Source organism: gamma proteobacterium SS-5, assembly GCA_009497875.2.
In the GTDB taxonomy this organism is placed as follows: Bacteria; Pseudomonadota; Gammaproteobacteria; order Chromatiales; family Chromatiaceae; genus Magnetovirga; species Magnetovirga frankeli.
In genome coordinates, this window is sequence record CP032508.2 from 1,154,960 (window position 1) to 1,173,272 (window position 18,313).

An 18,313-nucleotide genomic window follows, 5' to 3' on the forward strand; every position below is an offset into this window, starting at 1 on the left:
TCCAAGGAAGGAGGATCAGCAGCATAAAATTAGTGTAATGGGTAAGGTGTTACCGTAATTCCTTTGAAATCAAAATTCTAGGTGGCGGAGGGTCAGAACGCCACACACTCATCCAGAGCCTACTTTTCAGTCTTAATAAATAATTTTATTAATCTAATTCAATCAGTTGGTGTCCAATACAGTCCAGAGCCTGCTATACTAGCAAAAAGATTTGACGGTTCACTTGACGGTTCGCTACAGAACCATCCGCCAAACGATTAACAAGGACTTCGACATGGCTCTCACCAATACCCAAGTAGCTAACGCAAAGCCCAAAGAGAAGATTTACAAGCTCTTTGACGGTGGCGGTCTTCATCTGCTGGTTAAACCAACTGGATACCGTGGGTGGAAGTACGACTACCGCTTAAATGGAGGACGCGAAACCTTCACCATCGGCAAGTACCCAGAAATCTCCTTGAAGGAAGCCAGGGAATACCATCGTGAAGCGCGGTCTCACGTTGAACAAGGTAGAAAACCCTTAGCGATCAGAAAGAAAAAGGAAGTGCAGCAAAACCAGCAGGAAAAATCCTTCAGCGATTATGCCAAGGAATGGATTGCTAAGCAGAATTTAGTCGATTCAACATTGACAGACCTGGTACAACGCCTAGAAAAGAACATTTATCCCTACCTAGACGAGAAACCCGTTACGGAGTTTAGTACCCGAGACCTATACCAAATCTGCCTGCTTATGTCTGATAGAGGCTCTAAGGAAACAGCAATCCGAATGGCAGGCGTAATGCGCAGAGTCTTCAACGAACTATTGATTTTTGGCATCATTGAAAACAACCCAGCACAGGGTTTAGCTGAACTGCTACCGAAACCAGACCACAAGAAGAAGGAAAACTTCGGCCATGTAACCTCTGCAGATGCACTCAAGAATTTGCTTCTGCAGATTGAGAACCCATCAAATCGCCAAGATCCAGTGGTGACACAAGCATTAAAATTAATGCCCTTGGTTTTCCTCAGACCCAAGAACATCCGCTTTATGCGCTGGAGCCAGATTGATTTTGATGAACAGATGCTCACCATACCTGCCGAAGAAATGAAGGCGCATAAGGAGCACAAGGTTCCCCTACCCCATCAAGCCATTCAGATTCTGGAAGACTTGAAACCCCTCACAGGAGACTGCGAGTTTGTTTTCGTTAGTGGCCATAGCAGAGACGGAAAACCTTTAAGCGAGAACACTACTACACAGGCTCTGAGACGCTTTATCAACCCAGAGACAGGGGAACCCTTCGGAACAGGCTACATGACCTCTCACGGCTTTAGACACACTGCTAGCACCATGCTCAATGAAATGGGTTACTCTGCTGATGCCATTGAATTACAGCTTGCTCATCTCAGTAAGGACAGAATCAGGGCTACCTACAACAAAGCTCAGCTGATGCCTGAGAGGCGAAAGATGCTTCAGGAATGGGCAGACTACCTAGATGAGTTAAAACAAGCTTAGAGACAAGCCTAGAAGGCCTCAGATGCCATCAATAATCCTTCCAAATACAGTCCCCCTACTCATTGCCTGCAAAGAGCTTAACTTAGTAGGAATGACAGATGAATTGGCCATAAATTTATTATTAAGATATGCCAATGACTTTCAGTTGCCAATCTACTTTATTGAACCAATTAGTGGAAGTAGACGTAACAACACTGACCAACTTGAAGACAAATTTGATGAAGATGGCAATTACTTACGAACCATGACTGATGGAAAATCAGAAACTTATAATTATGGAATCATAAAGAGACTGCTATCAGGCTATTGCACTACATCAGATTGCAAAGAAATAACAGTAAATTCGTTCCTTGTTAATGATGAAGAGTGTTTTCCTCTTGATTACACAGATATGTGGCTAGAGCCAGTACAATTACCCACCCAATGCTTTTATCTTCTTCCAGAAGAGATATGCGCTTTCAAGAATACAATGAAGCTGAAAAGCAATAATATTTCACAGATGAGTCCTTTAGCAACTTTTAACCAGAACCCAGGAGAGATTACCGATCAAATAAATCAAGAACAATCACAGACCCCAAAAATCAATGGTCTAAAAGTATTTTGTGGAATGAAAAACTTGTCGTTTAGTGATATAAAAATTCTAATTGACGTAGAAAACAAAATATTACACATCAAAGGAATGGGGAAACAGGAAAGTGTACCGTACTCAGCATTAGGCTTAACTACAAAAAACGGAATCACCCCAAACAGTCAAGGCAAATTATTTTTTAAAATAATTAATGAAGAATACAACCCCAACAAAAGAAGAAAAGGAGAAAAATCTGCTTTTGATAGGCTATCTAGTAACCTAAAAAAAGCCTTCAATACAAAAGACCAACCATTTCATACTTCAACACACAGACCAAGATTTGAATATAATTTCATTAAAGATACCCACGCAAAGAAACAGACTAAACATTCATCAGCAGATGATCGTACCGATTCAAAATCTATTACTTCTCAAGAAACGACAGATCCTAGTGAACTAGTTGAGTTTGGCCCTAGCCGATATTATAAAAGCAAGCGCATTGATGAGCTTAGTGCAGAGGAGCTTATAGAATTTTACGACCAACAAGTTCAATTTGAAAGAAATTGAGCATTATCAATCACCACCATAAGTCAAGCAATTATCTTACCCATCCATAGCCTTCACCTCACCCTCAAACTCCCTCAAACCCCCTCACAATAAGCATTTCACCAGGAAATATCCTTTTGAATTAAAAGTGATTTTTTCCATGAAACCATCTGAGGCTACACGCTAATAGAGGAAAACGACTAAATCGTTTCCCTCAGAGCAATAACCTAATTAACAGATGGAGAATTCAAAATGATGATCTACAAACAAAATGAGAAATATGGATCAACTTATAGACTGCTACGGATAGGCAGAGTGTCAGATTTAACAGGAATATCTAAGTCATACATATACCACCTATGTAATCAAGGCCTTTTCCCTAAACCAGTTCCATTAGTCCCAGGTGGATCATCAGTAGCCTGGCTTGAATCAGAAGTATTAGCTTGGATTGATCAGCGCGTACAAGCAAGAGATTGTGCCATTGGTGACAGCAATGGATAAGAAATCATCAATGAGCCAGGCCACAAAGCAATACAAGAAAGCAGAACAAAAACGCCTCAAATTAATGAACCATCAGGCCAGCAAGCCAGGATTAAGAGGCACAATTAACGCTAAATGTATTGAGTGCATCTATGACCCCTTCTCAGAAGGAACCTGGAGAAAACAGGTACAGGATTGCACCAGCTGGAGTTGCCCACTCTTCCCTATAAGACCAGTTACAGAGAAGAAAAGGGGAAATCCAGATGAATAACCAAATCAATCAGACAGCAATACGGATCATCGACAAACCTTGCGGATTTGGTAAAACATCAGGGTTACATAGTGAAGCGAAGCAATTGATTAGGATTTCCTCAAGAGAGCAATTTATATTTGTAGTACCAGAACTGAGTGAAATAGAAAGATACAAAGCAGAACTTGGTGACTGGGTACAAGAACCAAGTGATAAAGGTGGTAGCAAATCGGAATCAATAATAAGATTACTTCAAATGGGAAAAAATATAGTTACTACTCATTCACTATACGACCAGATCAGAAAATTTGAGCACCTTCTTCCTTCATATCATGTAGTGATTGATGAAGTGCCAACTACAGCAAAACAAGTGCCTGTGAAATTCGGAAAGGGATTATTCAAAAACCTGATACACCACAAGAAATACATATCAATTGATATGCAGACTAATTTGATTTCAACCACAGAAAACTGGATGATCGAAAAGGATGACTTTGAATCTGGGGATGATCTTCACATTAAGGCATTTATGAATACAGTTGAAAACAGGGAGGTTTACTATGTTGAAGGCATTTATTGTGTAATACCATTACCAGATGCTTTCTTCACAAAACCAAAAAGCTTAACAATCCTGACCTTTCTATTTGAAGGAACTCAGTTGCACCATTGGATGATGAAACGTGGCTTTGATTACACAATACTTAAAGACCATATAGAGCATCAGCAATTTAAGATCCAAATGAACCAGAACATAATCTATCGAATGAACAATTCAAATTCAAAAACTGGGTACACAGCAATGACATCTAAAGACTCACCAAGTAGAAGAAATGTAGGAAACTGGGCGAAAAACGAGTGGAATGCATTGAGAAAATTTGATCCTACAGTTACTACTGATCGGGTCTTAGTGGCATCACATAAAGATGCTTGGCATGGTAAAGAGAAAAATCCAAAAAGCAACGTAACCAATAAAACCTCTCTTAGCTCATTGTCCAGATTAGGCAAAGCAACCTGGACAAGTCTAATAACAAGAGGAACCAATAAATACAAGGAGAAGGACATAATTTTCATATTAGGAACAGAGAACATGAACCCTTCTCTAGCCAAATTTCTTGGCATGACCACTAAAGAAGCGCAAAACAGGCACACTCTTAGCGAATTAGTGCAATTGATCTACAGAACAGCAATTCGTGATGGATATCCGATTTATGTGTTTATTGCTGATGATCACAATGAGAAAATATTGAAGGAATATCTTGAGTCCTGAGACACCCTAAAGGCTAGAAAGAACTGAATTATCCAAAAATTCTGGATAACAGATCACGTAACTTATTGTAATAAAATACAAAATTAGGTGTTGTCCGTGAAGAATAAAACCAGACTAAAATAAGAACTCTTTAAACCATATAAACTAAAGCCTATAGATCCAAGCACACTGGTTGTAGTACAAGGAATCATAGCGAGGCTGAAATAATTCTAAAGCGCAGGGAGCATTTCAATGCGACCGAGCACTTAGAATTATTGAAAGCCGAGAGAAGATGACGCAGTGCGGAAACCAGGTGCTTGGCTCTATTTAGACGATACTAATAGATAAAATTAGATTCGTAATTTTAGAGCATATACAAAATTAGAGAATGCAAAGGGCAGATCGAATTTTAAGAATAATCAAGTTGAATTGAATCACCACCAGTCATCTAATGCCTTCTTAGCAGGCTCATATTCTTCATTTGCGGCACATTTGAGCCAGTACTTTGCAGCATCATCATCCTTCTTTACTAATTTTCCTTCGTAGAAAATTGATGCCAAGATAAACTTCGCCTTAGAGTAACCATAAGTGTTAGCCAAATCTTCTAAGTCACCAAATGTTTTAAACTCTTCGTAGTCGAGCAGTATTTTTCTTCGTTCTTTTAAGTTACGGTCATTCTCTATTTGTTGCCTTTCTTTCTCCTTAGATTTTTTCCTCTTTTCTTCCTCTATCTCTGCTTTCATTTTTTTTAATAATTGATCTTTTATCTCCAACTCATCCTTCATAGATTGCACACGATATTTAATGTAAAGACCCATTGCTTTATTTTCGTTTCCAGAAGATTCAGCTAGGGCTTTAGCCCATAAACCGTCACGGATAAACCCTAGTCTAATTTCATTCATTACCTCCTCGTATTGAGTTTCTTCAACAAGGCGATTATTAACTGTAGTTTTTTTAAGTTTATCGAAAAAAAACATAACCCCATCCTTTAATCAGCCAAAAAAATACTTGGCACTTAAAACTTAAATGCTCATAGCTACAGTCCGCATCTGCGCTCCGTTGGCACTTCGCTTGATGCTACCTTCGCTATTCGCATTAAATTGATTGGTTCCTTTCTTCAAAGCAAGCTAAACCTAAATCTTGCCTAAACTTCTACTGATATTTACTACTCTTAAAAAACTAAACTCTAATTGTTCAAAATTTGAACAATTACTACTAGGTACTGCCTAAACCCTACCACTTGAAATGAACACAAATTTTCCTACTCTTAAAGAGACTATTTTTTGTGTTCAATCTTCTCGCGTACTATAAGACTATTGGTTCCTCTTGATTCTCTTCATTTTTTTTCTTTCTGCCTGGCTTGTCTGGCTCCAACAACCCCTTCTCTCTGAATTTATCTTGTATTCGCTTAATCTGAGTTTGAGTATAAGTCTTAGTATCATTACTAATATGTTTAGCTATATCTCGCTGACTCATATTAGCTCTAGTCAACTCTAGTACCTTTAACTCTATTATGCTAAAAGTCAACTCTAGCACTAGAGAAGTAACCTGCTTACCGTATTTATTCGTATAGCCTAATTCTTGTACTACTGATTTAAGCTCTATTGGTTTTGGGGGTTCTGCATCCTTAATATGCTTACATGAAAGCCTTATGGTTTTCTTAGATGGTTCTTCATCATTTTCTTCTAATTCATCCTTAGTATGTTTAACTCTAGAAATCTCATATACGCACTCTGCATTACCTTCTATTGAAGAACCACCCCTAGCACCTTTAGTACGATCTTTTCCTGTATGATGAACCACTAACACTGTGCAGTCATATCTAGCTTTAAATTTAGTCTTAAGTACATTCAGAAATTCAGCCATATCTGTAGGACTATTCTCATCGCCTGCACCCATAGAGGAAGCCAATGTATCAATAACGATTAGTCCTAATGGCTGCTTGAATCTTTCTACTGCAAAGTCAACATGCTCAAGCCATTCTTCAACTACTGATTCTTTAAGGATACTAATAGCGTTCTTACTAATAGCAATAGGGATCTTATCTAGTTCCTGCTTATTGTATAGAGCCCATGCTCTAACTCTTTTCCTTAACCCATAATTCCCTTCACCAGCAATATAGAGCACTGCACCTTGCTCTACTTCAAAACCTTTCCAGGGAATACCAGTAGCAATACAAAGAGCCCAGTCTATTGCGAGAAAGCTCTTAAAGTGATCTTTAGGTGCATATAGAACACTTACACCATCTTTAGGTAACCAGTCCTCAATTCGGTATTCAGCTTCTTCATTGTCCAAAAATTCATCACTGTATAGGAAATAATGATCTTTAGACTTACTCATTTGAGCTATATCCTTGTTCGTTAGGTTTAGTGGTTTAATCATACTATTAGTAGAGCCTATTTAAATATGGGTTTTGTGGTTTTAAAGATAATCAATCCACAAAACCAATTTCTACCTAAACAAATTATAAGCGTTATTTGCTCTAGAAGAGCTAAGCGGGTTAGCCAACCTAAAGCAAGAGAGACAGGTTGACTCCCTGAAAGAATACTCTACTTGAACTCAATCTCAAGCATCAACTACACCCACACAGGCGCCGAACGGCGCAGATTCAGATTCCTATTCCTTCTTTATAGCTTTGCAACCGTTAACGGTTCAGCTTAATACGAAAAGTTTATTCACGATTAGTAACTTTAGTACAATGACAAATTCAACTTCCAAATCTTACTCAGGAGAAATCATGTCTAAAGGATCAATCAATAAAGTAATTCTCATTGGCAATCTAGGTGCAGAGCCAGAGACCAGGAGCTCTGCAAATGGAACCAATGTAACTAATATCCGTATAGCAACCACAGAAAGCTGGAAAGATCGAAACACAGGAGAGAACCAAGACAGAACAGAATGGCACAGAGTAGTTCTATTCGGAAGGCTAGGAGAAGTAGCAAGCCAGTATCTTACTAAGGGTTCAAAGGTGTTTATTGAAGGAAAAGTACAAACCAATAAATGGCAAGATCAAAATGGACAAGACAGGTACACCACAGAAGTAGTAGCAGAACGATTAGAAATGCTGGATAAAAAACCAACAGATCAATACTCACCTAATAGACCTGGTGGAGTTCTAGGGATCGAAGAAGGCTATCAAGGTACTACTAGTATTGATGATCTTGATTTCTCTAGATCAGAACCAATTGATGATATTCCCTTTTAATGATTTAGTTCAAATAAGAAAAGGTTGGCATGGTCTATGTGGTTTTTTTATAACCGGCAGACCCATTAGTCAATACGTCATTTATGTATTTATTAAATATTAAATTTGGTTTCGTGGATTAAATATGAAGACAAAGATTATTCAGAGCCTACTTGTTCTATCACTGTACAGTTTTACGAATCAATCATTCTCAACTGAACTAAGTTTTTCACAAGCAAAAGTAAAATTGACTGGTCTGTATAAAAATACAGGCCTAAAAACTTTTTATTGTAATTGTGATATTCAGTGGCAAGAAAAGCTAGGGGTACCTATTAGGACAATATGTGGTTATAAGCCAAGAAAGAGTCATACAAAAAATGGATCCATTAACCAGCGCGCTACTAGAATAGAATGGGAGCATGTATTTCCTGCATATTGGTTCGGAAATCAATTACAGTGCTGGAAAGACGGTGGAAGAAAAAATTGCCGTAAAGACAAAGATTTTAGAGCTATGGAAGGAGATATGCATAACTTATATCCTGCTATAGGAGAGCTTAACGCTGACAGATCAAATTATCGTTTCGGCATGATTGAAGGAGAACCAAGAATTTATGGAGAATGTGACTTTGAAGTTGATTTCAAAAATAGAGTCGCTGAGCCAAGGCCAGAAATCAGAGGCGATATTGCCAGAATCTATTTTTATATGTCTGATAAATACAATCTTCGATTATCTAAGCAACAAGAACAATTATTAAAGGTTTGGAACAACCAAGATCCTGTAGATGATATTGAGCGACTTAGAAATGCTAAAATAGCAAGCATACAAGGCAACAGTAATCCATTTATCGATCCACCCTGATTAGCTATCAGGGTGGCTGTATGAATATGGACTATTATGTTACCTAGTATAAGGAGACTTTTGGGGTGCTATATTATCGTCATTATTGCTATAATTGATGGGCGTCATTTGTATGCCTTGATCAGGTCTATTACCATTATGGCAATGCCGGGCATCTTGTTCAACACCCCATTTTTCGCAATTTGTTCTGCAGTAATGACAGCCATCCGCTGCTGTTCTTCCTGGGTGCGCACCAAGAGATGCAGAGAACCATGTTATGCAAATGGATACCAATATAGTAATTTTCAACATTATTTTCATTTCATAACTCCAGTCGGTGACTACTTATAGTTAGGGTAACCATAACTATTCATATTGTAACTTGGCGTTTTGTCATTCCATGTTTGAGGCTTTGTTCCATAGCTTCCAGTATAAGGATTCTGATTACCTCTAACGCTCCAGTTATCATTATAAGAACTATTAGGAGAAGATCTGTAGTGTGGTTGTACATACGTTCCATCTGATTTTGTATATCCTTTTACATAGGTCTCTGATAAAGCACTACCACTAATTGACAGAAAAGCAAAAAACACCAGAGTTGCTTTAAATATCTTGAAAACCATATCACATACTCCCAGAAGAATTTAAAATTAAGACATGAATAACCACTAACTACAAGTCAGTGGCTATTTAGTCGGCTAATCTAGTGGCAATGGTAACCGCCATTTTTATGGTCATAATGGCAGCCTTTAGAATCAGTTCCACCAGAATGCCCCATCTCTGTATTTGGGTGACCAGCTAAAGCAGTCCCGATCATTGACATTAAAATGAAAGTAAAAGCAAATAACATATTTTTCATTGATTTATCTCCGTTAATTTAAAGAAATCAGATTCTAAATAACTCTTCAACATTATCCTATAATCACCTCCTGATTACTGATTGATAGTGCTATTGCCTTATATTAATAATGCCATTACACCTTGGGTAATTTTGACAGCCCCAAAACCTCTGTCCTGCATAAATTCCATGCCTAGCAGTTTTCAGTATCATTGTGTCTCCACAATTAGGACAGATTGGAGTGTTTACGGCTTCACTATTTGACAGCGAATTTTGAGCCAATCTCTCATTGGTCGATGCATTCGAATCTTCACTTGATTTAACAATAAATGTTAATATTAGAGCTAAAACGAAAGTATGTGGCAAAGCAGCGGCTATACAGTATGGTTTAAAGCATGCATTAAAAATAAAAATTTGATTAGCAATCAGAATTACCGACCAAGCCACCAGTAAGAATAAAAAATTATTAACAATTAAATTGACTGCCTTCTTCACCAAATATGCTCCGAATTTAGTAATTTGGCACACCACTGTACTTACATGAGTAATTACCTTTAACTTTATTCCTGTAGAATCTTCCTAATGAATTAGAAGATATCCAACTAGAGACTACAGACTCAGGCATCCTACAGTAGTGGTAGTAGGTCGAATTAAGCTGAACCAATAGATATTGGTTACTTGTGTCGTAGCAGATTCGATTGACAAAAGAGCTTCGTTTAAGAGAAGGACAGACAAAATTACCTTTACTGGTATCTACTGGTGTTGATCTGTATTTGACGTAAATAATTTCTGCTGAAGCTTGGCTAATAAGCAAAAAAAATGTAATTATTATAGCTAATTGTCTCATATTCTTCACCTTGTACTATTGTCTATGCTTGATGATATATATCTTAAGGCATCTGAAACATCATCAAGTTGATCTGAGACTGTTCCTATTGCCGTGCCAATTAATATCATAGAAAATATTAGAAGAGCAATTGGAAATAATCTTGTGTAATCAAAGCTAATATTATTTCTTAGTATGCGGAAATTCCAATACACACCTAATGGAAGCATTGCAGCAACACTACCTGAAATCATATTATTTGTATTTCCACGACCGATACTATCAACTACTATAAAACCTAGAAAACATACCCACCAAAAACTTAAACTTAAAGCAATCTTGTCTTTTTTTGATATAAGTCTAATCTGACCATTATCTTCAATATCTCTATTAATATTAATATTTTGTGAACTATTATCATGTCCCTCTTTCGTAGTTAATGGTGCTGCCTTTTCTTCAATTGCCAAAGAAATAATTTCTGATACATCTGATTTACAAAATGGACAAAATTTATTATAGAAGACAACATCCCAGCTCTTATCCGCATTTGTTACAGATTCTCCACAGCCGGTACATGAATATTTATTATCTGAATCTTGGATGAATTTTACAGTTTCCATATTAAATCGATTTCTATATATTTATAATGAAAGAGATTTTTGTCCTGGCATCCAGTTAGCTATATTGATCTGTGCTGTTCCAATACCCAATGATCTAATCCATTTTGCAGCTGTATCAATTGAACTCCAGGTCTTTACTGCTCCTTTCAAAGTAGAGGCGACTACAGAACCAGTGGACGTAAATTCAACAAGATTGGCAACACTTCTGTTATCCAGTAATGCTGCTTGCTGAACTGCATCTTTAATACCTGGTTCAATGCGTAGATTAAGAGTGGCTGTCTTCTTTGGTGGCATAAGGGAGAACTCGATTGCAGATGCTACACAATGTAACGCATTTTCTATCCTTTGCTATTGAATTTTTCTTTGTGGGCATAAGGTGAATCAATATTATTAATGCATTAAAGTGCTTCCACTCTGCTGTCGCGGTACTTAAATGAAGATAGGCCCTTTGATGATCTGATGCCTTGGGTGATGCCGAAGTCAGAAGAAATTGGGGAATGGGGTTAACTCAGGCGCTAACGTTTAAAATGTGTTGCATGAAACGAAACTTCCTGTTCTAAAGCATTGCGTGTATCTTGGTTTATAAGCTTGAACTGCACTCGATATTGCTTGGCTTTGTGCGGCTGCGGCTTGTTGTTGCATTGCCTGTACCTTTTGGGATTCTATGTGATAATTCATTTCTTCCTTAGACACGACACTGCTACAACCAATGTTTCCAGACTTTATAATTGCATCGCGTTCTTTTTCACTTACATTTGCATTTGCATATTTACTATTAACCCAGGATACTTGACCTATCTTGCAAGATATTCCCATGCGCTTTAAATTTTTTTTAACTTCTGAATCAACATACCAATATCTGGAATTATATGGAACTTTGTATGGTTTATCATTAACAAAGACTATCCCTCTATCTGCAGGATTAAATGTTGCACATCCACTAATAAAAATTAACATCAAGATTATGCTTATGATCTTCATGATTGTCCCCAATTTACTCTTATTCATCGCTTAACGATTCGCTCTTGAATTGATTAATATTCTGTTCAGAAGGGTTTGCATAAATCATCAACTACCTATGATTTCAGTACTAACTGGTCGTTTCCCCTTCGGAGAAACATCCCCCCCCCTGATAACACCCTAAGGTGTCTTTTCTTACTCTCCATCTAAACCCTATCCCATCTAGTCTCTATTCCCTTCTACAAACCAGGCAGGAAGGGGTGATAACTAGCACTCAGAGCCATGAACCAACTTAACCTATAGGTAGGCATACCCTAGCCATTGGAACACTCCACGGTGTTGTATATCAGGCCTTCCTGGCCTATCTGTCACACCATGCAAACTCTTCCCTGAGTTTGGCATTGAGTAGGTGACACACTAACTGCATCAGAGTAGCAATCTCTTTTGGTTCTGCTAGGCCCTAGGGTCAGGTTCATGACGGTCATTTGCCTTCGGCTTCATGCCCTTACATCAACCTTCCCCATGAGGTGTTTTAACCCAGTTCCCTACTGGGCTAAAAGGCTTTTCTCTTCACCCTGTTCTTGAGGAACAGCGTGAACACCCTTCGCTCCCCTTGGTTCGCGGTTGTATCACCCTGACTGTACATAATCTGGGATTCTGCGCAGATGAATCTGTCCGCTGTCCCCAGCCGCAGAATCTAGATTATGTAAAATCAGGGTGATGGATTGTTTTTGATATTGGCTCCCAGGTATGACTAAGGCCTTCAAGATGGCTAACGCTTAAGCCCTACACCAGTTGATCAGCCTGCACCCCGATTATCGCCTTGGTTTCTGCTTTGTGGAATAGGCCTAGGCTTACACGGCTGTAGGCCTAGGCCTACAACACCCAAAAGTTTTCTATGCAGGAACAACTCAATTTATTGACCTAGTAATACACTTTGTTTGGCTCTGCTGTTCTCGGCTGTCTCCTCTTGGTGAATGGGATTAAAGCCCCACTCCGCTTTTAAGCACTCCCATCTGTAGGGGTTATCTACCTGATCTATCCCATCAACTGATTGAAACTCTTGATATTCCGTCAGGAGTACTCGCCTATTGGAGAACCAAAATGAACAGTTACCAAATCCGAATCTTAAATGGTGTGCGCCATGTTTATTCGTGAATCCGACCACCACTACAGTGTTGATGGCTTTGTCACGGTGGACGAGATCATTAACCATGCTCGTCAGTTACTGGTTCAAAGTCTGCGGCTTCCTGGTGAGGCATTCACCGATCCAGACAAGGTACGTCAGTTCCTGGAGTTGCAGCTAGTCCATCAGGAGCGAGAGGTATTCGCTTGCCTGTTTCTCGATAACCGTAACCGCTTGATTGAGTACCGGGAGTTGTTCTTCGGCACCATTGATGGAGCCAGCGTCCACCCGAGAGAAGTGGTCAAGGTGGCTCTGCAACTCAATGCCGCTGCAGTCATCTTGGCCCACAACCATCCCAGTGGTGTGGCTGAACCCAGTGGTGCTGACCGTCAGATCACGCAACGCATCAAGAATGCCCTGGCTTTGATTGATGTCCGTACCCTGGATCATTTCATAGTGGGGCATGGCGACCTGTACAGCTTTGCTGAATATGGCTTGCTCTAACAACCAGCCTCCACCTTCACCCATCGGCTATCGATCTTGATAAACCGTTAATTTCTATTTCATTTCAACCGTGACAGAACCGGGCATTGCTCGGTTTTGTCGTTTCTGGAGAACCAAGATGAACAGCACAGACATTTACCAGAAGATCACCGCTCAAATCCTTGCCCTGATGGAGCAGCAGGGTACCGATTGGACTCGACCCTGGACAGGCACTGGAGCACCCTTTAATTGCCTAACAGGGGATACCTACCGAGGGATCAATACCCTACTGCTTGGCCTAAAGGCACATCAGAAGGGCTACAGCTACCCACAATGGGCAACCTTCAAGCAGTGGCGCATGAAAGGTGGCTCGGTTAAGAAAGGAGAGCAAGGCACTCTTTGCGTCTTCTTCAAACGTACCCTGATCGACAAGGACGGTGAACTGAAGCCTATCCCGGTACTCAACCACTTCTATCTGTTCAATGTGGATCAGGTAGAAGGGGTAGAAGCTGCTCCAGCTATACCCCTGGCTCAGAAAGAGCGTAATGCTCAGGTGGATACCTTCATTCAATCCACAGGAGCCATAATCCACGAAAAGGGGCATAGAGCCTTCTATTCACCGGAAACAGACATGATCTGGATACCAGACCTTGGTGCTTTCACCAATCAGGAGTACTTCTACAGTACCCTCCTGCATGAGCTAGCCCATTGGACAGGTCATAAAAGCCGGTTGGATCGTAGAGAAGGTATGCGGTCCCGCTTTGGTGATGAAGCCTATGCGATGGAGGAGTTGGTAGCAGAACTGGCTTCAGCCTTTCTCGGCATCCAGCTTCAGGTGTCCCATGAACCCAGGGAAGACCATGCCAAGTACCTGAACAATTGGCTCCAGGTGCTGAACAAGGACATGAGAGCCTTTAGCTCTGCGGCTTCTAAGGCTCAGGCAGTAGCGGATTATTTGCTGGGTTTCCAGCAGCTTGAATCCATAGCGGCCTGATCCAACCCCATCTGCCCATCTCTTCGGAGGTGGGCATTCTTTTTTCAATTAATTTAAGCCACTATATTTATTGATGTTTACTGCAAATTGTTGAACCATGTTGGCAGAAACACTAGCGACATATTGGCTTAAGTTGTCGAACCAATACAGATTCTGGTCGCCAAACACCATCAATAGACCCATCTGTGGCGATTTAGCAGGTGATCTTCACCTAGATTAGCTCAGGTACTGGTTTAAGCACCTAGCTTGATCCAGTGTATTTAAATCCCTTTTTCTGGTGGTCAATCTGCTGCAAAAGCGTCTGAAAAAAATTTAACTGATTGAACATCAATACTTTTATTAATGTTTATGCGAATTTGGTTTAGAATATCGCCATTAACCACTAATAGTACCACTAATGACTAGATCAGAACTAATCCAGAAGATCTTTGAAGGACAGAAGCAACTCCCCTACTCTGATGTTGCAGCTGCTATCAAAACCATGATTGAACACATGGTTCAGGAACTGGTAGCAGGAAATCGAATTGAAATCAGAGGTTTTGGTTCGTTCTGTCTTCACTACAGAGCACCAAGATTAGCCAGAAATCCAAAAACTGGCGAGACTGCAGCTATGCCAGCAAAGTATTCTCCGCATTTCAAGCCTGGAAAAGAACTCCGAGAGAGGGTGAATTCCATCACTTGAAGTACCAGGCAAAGAAAAACCGTCAATCCAGAGCCTACGATTCAAGCAACATTGATTGACGGTTTATTTGACGGTTTGACATGCTTTATCTTCTGAAATTTTCAAGATAAAACAATTGATTATGCCTAGTTAGTGGCGGAGGGTCAGGGATTCGAACCCTGGAATGGGATTAACCATTGCCGGTTTTCAAGACCGGTGCATTCAACCGCTCTGCCAACCCTCCGTAAGGCCTGTCTGTGGTGTTGCAGTCAAGCCCGGTAGGATACTGAAATGCGGTGCTGTTTGCCAGCCTTGGTTGCGGGGCACGGCCCGTCGGCTGCGCGGGGTGCTATTGAACTTTAGCAAGGGACTTGTATCCTACCTCAGGAATCACCACTTAAGACCCTAACCAACCTTTGGAGACGCAAGACCTATGAACCGCTACGACATTCCCATGGAGCGATCTGAATCCTCCGTTCTGTCCACCAACAAGATGATCAAGAACACCTACATGCTGCTCTCGGCAACCCTGGTGTTCAGCGCCATCATGGCGGCCGTTTCAGTGGTTATGCAGATGCCTAGCTGGACCTACCTGGCCTCGGTCATAGGTGCCATGGTGCTGGGTATCTTCGTGCTGCCACGGGCGGCCCAGTCCAGTTCCGGCCTGGGGGTGATCTTCCTCATCACCGGCCTGATGGGCTTTGGCCTGGGGGCGGTGATCAGTCAGTATCTGGCCCTGCCCAATGGCCCGCAGATCGTTGCCACGGCCTTCGGTGGTACCGGCATCATCTTTCTTGGCCTGTCCGGCTATGCCCTGACCAGTAAGCGTGATTTCAGCTTCATGGGCGGCTTTCTGTTCGCCGGTATGTTGGTGGTGGTGGTTGCCGCCCTGGCCAATATCTTCCTGGAGATGTCGGCCCTGAGCCTGGCCATTTCCGGCGTGGTGATCATGCTCATGAGCGGCTTTATCCTGTTCGACACCAGCCGCATGGTCAACGGTGGCGAGACCAACTACATCTTCGCTACCTACGGCCTTTACCTGGCCATCTTCAATATATTCATCAGCCTGCTGCAGATACTTGGCGTGATGGGCGGGGATGACTGAGTACGGCGGATAGCACCTGTAACCCCGGCATTTGCCGGGGTTTTTGTTTGATGGGGGTAGAGCATGGATCTGTGGATGAAGATTGCCTGGGCGGCGGCCCTGGTCATGATGCTTTGGGTGCTCTATCCCCGTGCCAAGGAGTGGCTGGAGCATGGCCCCAAGGCGGAGAGCGGTGACTGGCAGGCGGTGCTGGTTCCCATCGGCCTGGTGATTGGCTTTGTCGTGCTCTTGGTGCTGATGGTTTGATGGACAGAAAAAAGCCCCTTGCGGGGCTTTCTGTGTTTTATATTTCAGCCGCGTCGGAAACCGCCGCCGCCGCCTCCTCTAGGGCTGTTTTCACGGGGACGCGCCTCGTTGACCCGCAAGGGCCTGCCCCCCATGTCGGCCCCGTTCATGGCCTCAATGGCCGACGCGCCCGCGCTGTTGTCGCTCATCTCGACAAAGCCGAAGCCCTTTGAACGGTTGGTGTCACGATCCATGATCACCTTGGCCGAGGCCACCTCTCCGTACCCACTGAACATCTCCTTCAATTCATCGTCCCGTACCGAGTACGGTAGATTTCCCACATAGATATTGATCATTGCTTAAGACCCCTGGCGTTTCCTACTGATCACGGCAAACCAACCCAACGCCACAAGGCCCTGCTACCGATGGCCGCCACTTATCGACCTGGGTTCATTATCCACGAAAGCATTGCGGGAACAATGCAATTTCGTTGCAGTCAATGAAATTTTTCAAGATTGTGCGTTTTTTGGCTGATTTGGGGTGTTTGGCAACTGTTTGAGTGAGCCATGGCCAATGCTTGGGCTGGGGATTTAGCCGGTCAAGCGCCCCTGGCCGCCCATGTAGGGGCGTAGGGCCTCGGGGATGTTGATCGAGCCGTCGGCCTGCTGATGGTTCTCCAGCAGTGCCACCAGGGTGCGGCCCACTGCCAGGCCCGAGCCGTTGAGGGTGTGCAGCAATTCCGGCTTGCCGGTATCGGGATGGCGTCGCCTTGCCTGCAGGCGGCGGGCCTGAAAATCGCGGAAGTTGGAGCAGGAGGAGATCTCCCGATAGGCCTGCTGGCCGGGGAGCCAGACCTCCAGGTCGTAGGTCTTGGCCGACGAGAAGCCCAGATCCCCGGTGCAGAGGCTGACCACCCGGTAGGGCAGTTCCAACCGCTGCAGGATGGCCTCGGCGTGGCCGGTGAGCTGCTCCAGGGCGTCGAAGGAGTCCTCCGCGCGCACCGCCTGTACCAGTTCGACCTTCTCGAATTGGTGCTGGCGGATCATGCCGCGCACGTCCTTGCCGTAGGCCCCGGCCTCGCTGCGGAAACAGGGGGTGTGGGCGACCCATCTACGCGGCAGGTCGGCGTCTTCAACGATCTGGTCACGCAGCAGGTTGGTTACCGGCACCTCGGCGGTGGGGATCAGGTAGAGGCCGCCGTCGCCGTTGAGGGCGAACAGGTCGGCGCTGAACTTGGGCAGCTGGCCGGTGCCGAACAGGCTCTCGGCATTGACGATGTAGGGGACATAGACCTCGGTATAGCCGTGCTCACGACAGTGGGTGTCGAGCATGAACTGGATCAGGGCGCGGTGCAGCCGGGCCATGTCGCCGTACATGACGCTGAAGCGGGCCCCGGTGATACGCGCCGCGGCCTCAAAGTCCAGGCCGCCCAGGGCGGTGCCCAGATCGACGTGGTCCCTGGGCTCGAAGTCCCGTTCGGCCGGGGTGCCCCAGCGCCTTTCTTCGCGGTTGTCGTCCTCGCTGTTGCCCTCGGGCACGCTGTCATGGGGCAGGTTGGGTATGCCCAGGCTGATCTGCAGCAAGGCGTTTTGCAGGCCGCTGAGGGCCTCTTCCGCCGTTTTCAGCCGCTCGCCCAGATCGGCCACGGCATCGAGCAGGGGCTGGATGTCCTCTCCCGCTGCCTTGGCCTTGCCTATGGCCCTGGACTGGGTGTTGCGCGCGTTCTGCAGGGTTTGGGTCTCTACCTGCAGCGTCTTGCGTTGTTCCTCCAGGGTTTGAATCTGGGCCACATCCAGGTTAAAGCCACGCCGCGCCAGGGTGGCGGCGGTGGCTTCCAGTTCGCTGCGTAACAGCCGGGGGTCAAGCATTGTGCG

22 protein-coding genes and 1 tRNA gene are annotated in these 18,313 nt (G+C 43.2%); 12 read left to right on the forward strand and 11 right to left on the reverse strand.

The features are described 5' to 3' along the window. Positions 1–274 precede the first annotated feature (274 nt). The 5 genes from D5125_10530 (at position 275) to D5125_17070 (ending at position 4,600) form a co-directional block, all read left to right on the forward strand. A complete protein-coding gene (locus D5125_10530) occupies positions 275–1,489 on the forward strand; it encodes a tyrosine-type recombinase/integrase (GenBank protein ID QFY91119.1) in 1,215 nt (404 codons plus the stop codon). Positions 1,490–1,511: 22 nt separating this feature from the next. Beyond that, complete coding sequence (locus tag D5125_17060; GenBank protein QPB72241.1) at positions 1,512–2,624, forward strand: hypothetical protein; 1,113 nt, start codon at positions 1,512–1,514, stop codon at positions 2,622–2,624. A gap of 234 nt (positions 2,625–2,858) precedes the next feature. Then, positions 2,859–3,104, forward strand: a complete 246-nt coding sequence (locus tag D5125_10535; protein QFY91120.1) for an AlpA family transcriptional regulator — start codon at positions 2,859–2,861, stop codon at positions 3,102–3,104. Further along, entirely contained in the window at positions 3,097–3,354 is a 258-nt protein-coding gene (locus D5125_17065; protein QPB72242.1) for a hypothetical protein, read from the forward strand. The genes D5125_10535 and D5125_17065 overlap by 8 nt, the downstream gene beginning before the upstream one ends. Beyond that, a complete protein-coding gene (locus D5125_17070) occupies positions 3,347–4,600 on the forward strand; it encodes a DEAD/DEAH box helicase family protein (protein ID QPB72243.1) in 1,254 nt (417 codons plus the stop codon). The genes D5125_17065 and D5125_17070 overlap by 8 nt, the downstream gene beginning before the upstream one ends. A 413-nt stretch (positions 4,601–5,013) precedes the next feature. Here the strand turns inward: D5125_17070 and D5125_10540 are convergent, their stop codons facing one another. Continuing rightward, positions 5,014–5,556 (reverse strand): hypothetical protein, encoded by a 543-nt coding sequence (locus D5125_10540; GenBank protein ID QFY89896.1) that lies wholly within the window; start codon positions 5,554–5,556, stop codon positions 5,014–5,016. A gap of 328 nt (positions 5,557–5,884) precedes the next feature. Further along, positions 5,885–6,919 carry an AAA family ATPase gene (locus D5125_10545; protein ID QFY89897.2) on the reverse strand — a complete coding sequence of 345 codons (1,035 nt, stop codon included), beginning with the start codon at positions 6,917–6,919 and terminating at the stop codon, positions 5,885–5,887. A gap of 397 nt (positions 6,920–7,316) precedes the next feature. Between D5125_10545 and ssb the strand changes: the two genes are divergently transcribed. Together ssb and D5125_10555 are read left to right on the forward strand one after the other, a co-directional pair. Further along, positions 7,317–7,784, forward strand: coding sequence for a single-stranded DNA-binding protein (gene ssb, locus D5125_10550; protein ID QFY89898.1), 468 nt, complete (start codon positions 7,317–7,319; stop codon positions 7,782–7,784). Positions 7,785–7,908: 124 nt separating this feature from the next. After that, the gene (locus D5125_10555) at positions 7,909–8,622 is read left to right on the forward strand and encodes an endonuclease (protein ID QFY89899.1); all 714 of its coding nucleotides are present in this window, start codon (positions 7,909–7,911) and stop codon (positions 8,620–8,622) included. A 682-nt stretch (positions 8,623–9,304) separates the two neighbouring features. Here D5125_10555 and D5125_10560 read toward each other — a convergent pair. The 6 genes from D5125_10560 to D5125_17080 all read right to left on the reverse strand — a co-directional run bounded on the left by D5125_10560 (position 9,305) and on the right by D5125_17080 (position 11,866). Continuing rightward, on the reverse strand, positions 9,305–9,460 hold the full coding sequence (locus D5125_10560; protein QFY89900.1) for a YHYH domain-containing protein: 156 nt from the start codon (positions 9,458–9,460) through the stop codon (positions 9,305–9,307). Positions 9,461–9,550: 90 nt separating this feature from the next. Beyond that, complete coding sequence (locus D5125_10565; protein QFY89901.1) at positions 9,551–9,937, reverse strand: topoisomerase DNA-binding C4 zinc finger domain-containing protein; 387 nt, start codon at positions 9,935–9,937, stop codon at positions 9,551–9,553. Between the two features lie 13 nt (positions 9,938–9,950). Continuing rightward, on the reverse strand, positions 9,951–10,286 hold the full coding sequence (locus D5125_10570) for a KTSC domain-containing protein (protein ID QFY89902.1): 336 nt from the start codon (positions 10,284–10,286) through the stop codon (positions 9,951–9,953). A gap of 5 nt (positions 10,287–10,291) precedes the next feature. Beyond that, a complete protein-coding gene (locus tag D5125_17075) occupies positions 10,292–10,885 on the reverse strand; it encodes a hypothetical protein (protein QPB72244.1) in 594 nt (197 codons plus the stop codon). 21 nt (positions 10,886–10,906) lie between these two features. After that, positions 10,907–11,179: a hypothetical protein gene (locus tag D5125_10575; protein QFY89903.1), complete on the reverse strand. Its 273-nt coding sequence runs from the start codon at positions 11,177–11,179 to the stop codon at positions 10,907–10,909. A 228-nt stretch (positions 11,180–11,407) separates the two neighbouring features. After that, complete coding sequence (locus tag D5125_17080; protein ID QPB72245.1) at positions 11,408–11,866, reverse strand: hypothetical protein; 459 nt, start codon at positions 11,864–11,866, stop codon at positions 11,408–11,410. Between the two features lie 1,123 nt (positions 11,867–12,989). On the opposite strand from D5125_17080, the gene radC reads away from it, so the two are divergent. The 3 genes from radC to ihfB all read left to right on the forward strand — a co-directional run bounded on the left by radC (position 12,990) and on the right by ihfB (position 15,130). Further along, positions 12,990–13,475, forward strand: coding sequence for a DNA repair protein RadC (gene radC, locus D5125_10580; GenBank protein QFY91121.1), 486 nt, complete (start codon positions 12,990–12,992; stop codon positions 13,473–13,475). Between the two features lie 118 nt (positions 13,476–13,593). Beyond that, positions 13,594–14,448, forward strand: coding sequence for a DUF1738 domain-containing protein (locus D5125_10585; protein QFY89904.1), 855 nt, complete (start codon positions 13,594–13,596; stop codon positions 14,446–14,448). 397 nt (positions 14,449–14,845) lie between these two features. Further along, positions 14,846–15,130: an integration host factor subunit beta gene (ihfB, locus tag D5125_10590; GenBank protein ID QFY89905.1), complete on the forward strand. Its 285-nt coding sequence runs from the start codon at positions 14,846–14,848 to the stop codon at positions 15,128–15,130. Positions 15,131–15,263: 133 nt separating this feature from the next. Here the strand turns inward: ihfB and D5125_10595 are convergent. Further along, positions 15,264–15,353, reverse strand: a tRNA-Ser gene (locus D5125_10595). Between the two features lie 189 nt (positions 15,354–15,542). Between D5125_10595 and D5125_10600 the strand changes: the two genes are divergently transcribed. Together D5125_10600 and D5125_10605 are read left to right on the forward strand one after the other, a co-directional pair. Continuing rightward, complete coding sequence (locus D5125_10600; protein QFY89906.1) at positions 15,543–16,214, forward strand: Bax inhibitor-1/YccA family protein; 672 nt, start codon at positions 15,543–15,545, stop codon at positions 16,212–16,214. Positions 16,215–16,277: 63 nt separating this feature from the next. Continuing rightward, positions 16,278–16,460, forward strand: coding sequence for a hypothetical protein (locus D5125_10605; protein ID QFY89907.1), 183 nt, complete (start codon positions 16,278–16,280; stop codon positions 16,458–16,460). Positions 16,461–16,504: 44 nt separating this feature from the next. Here the strand turns inward: D5125_10605 and D5125_10610 are convergent, their stop codons facing one another. Both D5125_10610 and serS read right to left on the reverse strand, forming a co-directional pair. Further along, complete coding sequence (locus tag D5125_10610) at positions 16,505–16,795, reverse strand: RNA-binding protein (GenBank protein ID QFY89908.1); 291 nt, start codon at positions 16,793–16,795, stop codon at positions 16,505–16,507. Between the two features lie 234 nt (positions 16,796–17,029). Further along, positions 17,030–18,307 (reverse strand): serine--tRNA ligase, encoded by a 1,278-nt coding sequence (serS, locus tag D5125_10615; GenBank protein QFY89909.1) that lies wholly within the window; start codon positions 18,305–18,307, stop codon positions 17,030–17,032. Positions 18,308–18,313 lie beyond the last annotated feature (6 nt).